General features: G+C 62.5%; 5 protein-coding genes. All 5 read right to left on the bottom strand.

The features are described from left to right. Positions 1–181: 181 nt before the first annotated feature. On the bottom strand, positions 182–967 hold the full coding sequence (locus BFP90_RS07245; protein ID WP_065896352.1) for a cobalamin-binding protein: 786 nt from the start codon (positions 965–967) through the stop codon (positions 182–184). Continuing rightward, the gene (locus tag BFP90_RS07240; RefSeq protein ID WP_065888382.1) at positions 964–1,383 is read right to left on the bottom strand and encodes a nuclear fragile X mental retardation-interacting protein 1; all 420 of its coding nucleotides are present in this window, start codon (positions 1,381–1,383) and stop codon (positions 964–966) included. Before BFP90_RS07240 ends, BFP90_RS07245 begins: the two co-directional genes overlap by 4 nt. Next, complete coding sequence (ribA, locus tag BFP90_RS07235) at positions 1,380–1,997, bottom strand: GTP cyclohydrolase II (RefSeq protein WP_057724861.1); 618 nt, start codon at positions 1,995–1,997, stop codon at positions 1,380–1,382. The genes BFP90_RS07240 and ribA overlap by 4 nt, the downstream gene beginning before the upstream one ends. A gap of 129 nt (positions 1,998–2,126) precedes the next feature. Then, entirely contained in the window at positions 2,127–2,852 is a 726-nt protein-coding gene (locus BFP90_RS07230; protein ID WP_065896351.1) for a substrate-binding periplasmic protein, read from the bottom strand. A gap of 55 nt (positions 2,853–2,907) precedes the next feature. Then, on the bottom strand, positions 2,908–3,321 hold a 414-nt coding region (locus BFP90_RS07225; RefSeq protein WP_256097459.1), incomplete at its 5' end, for a thiamine-phosphate kinase.

Below are 3,321 nucleotides of genomic sequence, written 5' to 3'. Positions count from 1 at the left end.
CGCTTTTCAAAAGTGAGCCGCTGTAAAAGCGGAACCCATAGCAGCCGTTACCGCAGAAACGGATATGTACCCGGTCCAATCCAGCATCCTGGTCGGCCCAGAGGCCGCCATCGGGAGCAAGCCCCCTCCCACACTTGAAATGCATTCCCCTGTGGGAGCTGGCTTGCCTGCGATAGCGATGTCAGAGGCTCGGCGCAATCACCTGACACAACCGCGCCACCGCTTCCAGCATCTGCCCACTGGGCCGCTCCAGGCCCTTGTCCGGTACCAACCGCACGCGCTCGAACAGGCTCGGCCAGACCTTCCAGGCCTCCCGCTGCGCCTGATCGCCCACCAGGATCAACTGCGGATCACGCTGCAACACTGACTCAATACTCACCTGCGGCGCCGGCAGCTTGAGGTCGTCGAACACATTGCGCGCCCCGCACACCTTCAACGCATCACTGATGATCTGCTCGCCGCCCACGGTGTACAGCGGCTGGTTCCAGACCTGGTAAAACACGCGCAACGGCTCGGCGCGCCGATAGCGCTGGCGCAGTTCGGCGAGGCGCTGGCGCAGTTGATCGGCCAAGGCCAGGCCGGCGTCGGCACGCCCCAATTGCTCGGCAATGGCCTGGACCTGGCGGGTCAATTGTTCAAGGTCATGGGGTTCGGCAACGTACACCGGGATATTCAGGCGCTGCAATTGCTCGCGCTGAGCCGGGCCGACGCTGCCGGGCCAGAGCAGGATCAGGTCGGGATTGAGGCTGAGCAGGCGCTCCATGTCCAACTGGCCGTAACGCCCGACCGATGGCACCTGCGCAAGGGCCGACGGCCGCTCGCCGCCATCGAGCACACCCACCAAGAGATCGGCAGCGCCCAATTCGACGACGATTTCAGACAGCGACGGCGCCAGACTGACAACGCGCTCGGCGGCCAACACCTGAACGCTGAACCCGAGCAACAACGCCAGCCAGTAGCGTTTCATCCCAACTGACGCGGAATGCGATAGAGGTAAAACAGCACCGTCGTCGACAGCGCCAGCAAGCACAGCGGCACCGCTTCCAGACCGACGAACACCGCCAACGCGCCGATCCAGGCCGGCAGCGCAGCCACCAGCAAGGCTGTACGTCGACGCGCCGCCAGAGTGATCCAGGCGGCAGGTTCTTCGGCAGTATCGAGGGCCTTGGACGTGGCGATCAGCGCATGTTTATAGCCGTGAAAATAACGCAGGCTGAGAAACATCGAGGCCACGCCGGCGATAAACAACGGCATGGCCAGTACGGGAAGCAAGGACTCGGCGCGGCCGAACACCAGGTTGATCACAAACAATGGGAGCAATGCCAGGGCCAGGTACTGCCACCAGTTGAAGGACAGTCGACGTTTCACCTGGCCGCGGGTCACGCGCGGTCGACCTCGCCCTGATGCTCGTTGCCCATCATGTGGTCGAGCTTGCTGGCTTTGGTGGCCAGGTACAGTTTGTTGTGCGGGTTGTGCCCGGTATGCAGCGGCACACGCTCGGCCACGGTGATGCCCATTTCGGTCAAGGCTTTGACCTTGCGCGGGTTGTTGGTCATCAGGCGCAGCGACTTCACGCCCAGATGCTCAAGCATCGGCAGGCAGATGGCGTAGTCACGCTGGTCGGCGGCAAAGCCCAGGCGCTCGTTGGCTTCCACGGTGTCGGCACCGCCATCCTGCAATTCATAGGCGCGGATCTTGTTCAACAAGCCGATGCCACGGCCTTCCTGACGCAAATACAGCAGCACGCCACGGCCCTCGCGGGCGATAGCCTGCAGCGCAGCTTCCAATTGCGAACCGCAGTCGCAGCGCTGGCTGAACAGCGCGTCGCCGGTCAGGCATTCGGAATGCACGCGGCCCAGCACCGGCGCACCATCAGCGATATCGCCCAGGCTGAGCACAACGTGCTCGCGCCCGGTGGCTTCTTCGAGAAAGCCATGCATGGTGAACGTGGCAAAGGGAGTAGGCAGCTTGGAAGCGGCGACGAAAACGACGGGCACCGTGTGCTCCTGATTTCAGATTTCACAGAGGCGGCCATTGTAACAGCCTGTTCCTACAGACGCTTAAGCTGAATGATCGCTGATAAAGATCAATAGGTTCGATTGGCCTTCGGCTTGGTTCTATGCAGGTCAGAACGGATACGGCTGCTTCCAGCGTTGAAAAATCGGCTTCAAGTCGCCGGTTTTCACCAGCACGGCCATGCGCTGGTCGTACAAGGTCCTCAGTGCCCGCCCACGTTCGTTATCGGCAAAGCCCACGTGGAGCGGCAGTTCCGTGAGGTGGGTGAGTGTGAATCGCGACGGATCGTCGGCCTGACTGAGCACATACTCGGCTTCGGTGAGCGACTCAATGTAGAGGTCTGCATGGCCATGCTGCAGCATCGACAGGATACCGTCGCGGCGCTCGACCTGGTTGAACCGACGTACGTTCGGCAGGTATTTCTCGTATTTGTAGCCACGCACCCAGGCCAGGCGGTAATCACCGAGCGTCGCCAGGCTCGGCGTGGGCAGCGTTGCCAGACCGAGGGCGTAGATATGATCGGAGTCAAAGTGCCAGTGCGGATAAAGTACGTGCTCGGCTTCGTCGCGGTAGGAACCGACCCAACCGTCCACCTCGCCACGCTGGGCCAAGCCGACCGAGCGGGTATAGGGCGCGCTGCGGACTTGCAGGGCGACGCCGGCCGGTTCGAACACCTGGCGTAACACGTCCCAGGCCAGGCCGCTGCCATCCCTGTTGGTGTAGTTGCTCCACTCCTCGCTGGCCAGGACGATCTTGCCGGGCAACCGGGCTTCGTCCGCCTCAAGCGCAGGGGTCATAACGCACAGCATGATCAGCAGCCAGCAGCGCACACTCATAAGGATGACTTCCTACGTGGAGATATTCATATGAAGGGTAACGCAGCAGCGCCGACTACGGCAGCTGATGAAAATGCTGATAGCCGTGCACGGCCGGAGTGATGTCTTGTCCGTTGGCGTCGAGCAGTGTCACGCCCTGCCCCGCTTGGACCCGACCGATTACATGGACCGGCCAGCCGCCCGCCCGCAACGGCACCAGTTCGGCCGGCGGCAAGGTGAACACCAGCACATAGTCATCGCCGCCGCTCAACGCGGCTACGTGCGCCTCGTCGCGACCGACAAACGCCAGCAACGCCGCCGACAACGGCAAGGTGTCGCGCTCGATCAACAGGCTGACAGCCGATGCCCTGGCGATATGCCCGCAATCGGCCAGCAGCCCGTCGGAGATATCCATGGCTGACGTCGCTTTGCCCCGCAGCGCCAGCCCCAAGGCCAGTTGCGGTTGCGGTGACCAGTAGTGGGCGAGCAG

Origin of the sequence: Pseudomonas sp. 24 E 13 (assembly GCF_900004715.1) — a bacterium.
Taxonomy (GTDB): Bacteria; Pseudomonadota; Gammaproteobacteria; order Pseudomonadales; family Pseudomonadaceae; genus Aquipseudomonas; species Aquipseudomonas orientalis_A.
Note: the sequence above shows the minus strand (reverse complement) of the source record. Positions and strands in the feature narration are given on the sequence as shown.

Bases quoted from the DNA above. Each gene is read 5' to 3' on its own strand.
- BFP90_RS07230 (WP_065896351.1), bottom strand. From the start codon at position 2,852: ATGAGTGTGCGCTGCTGGCTGCTGATCATGCTGTGCGTTATGACCCCT.
- BFP90_RS07245 (WP_065896352.1), bottom strand. From the start codon at position 967: ATGAAACGCTACTGGCTGGCGTTGTTGCTCGGGTTCAGCGTTCAGGTG.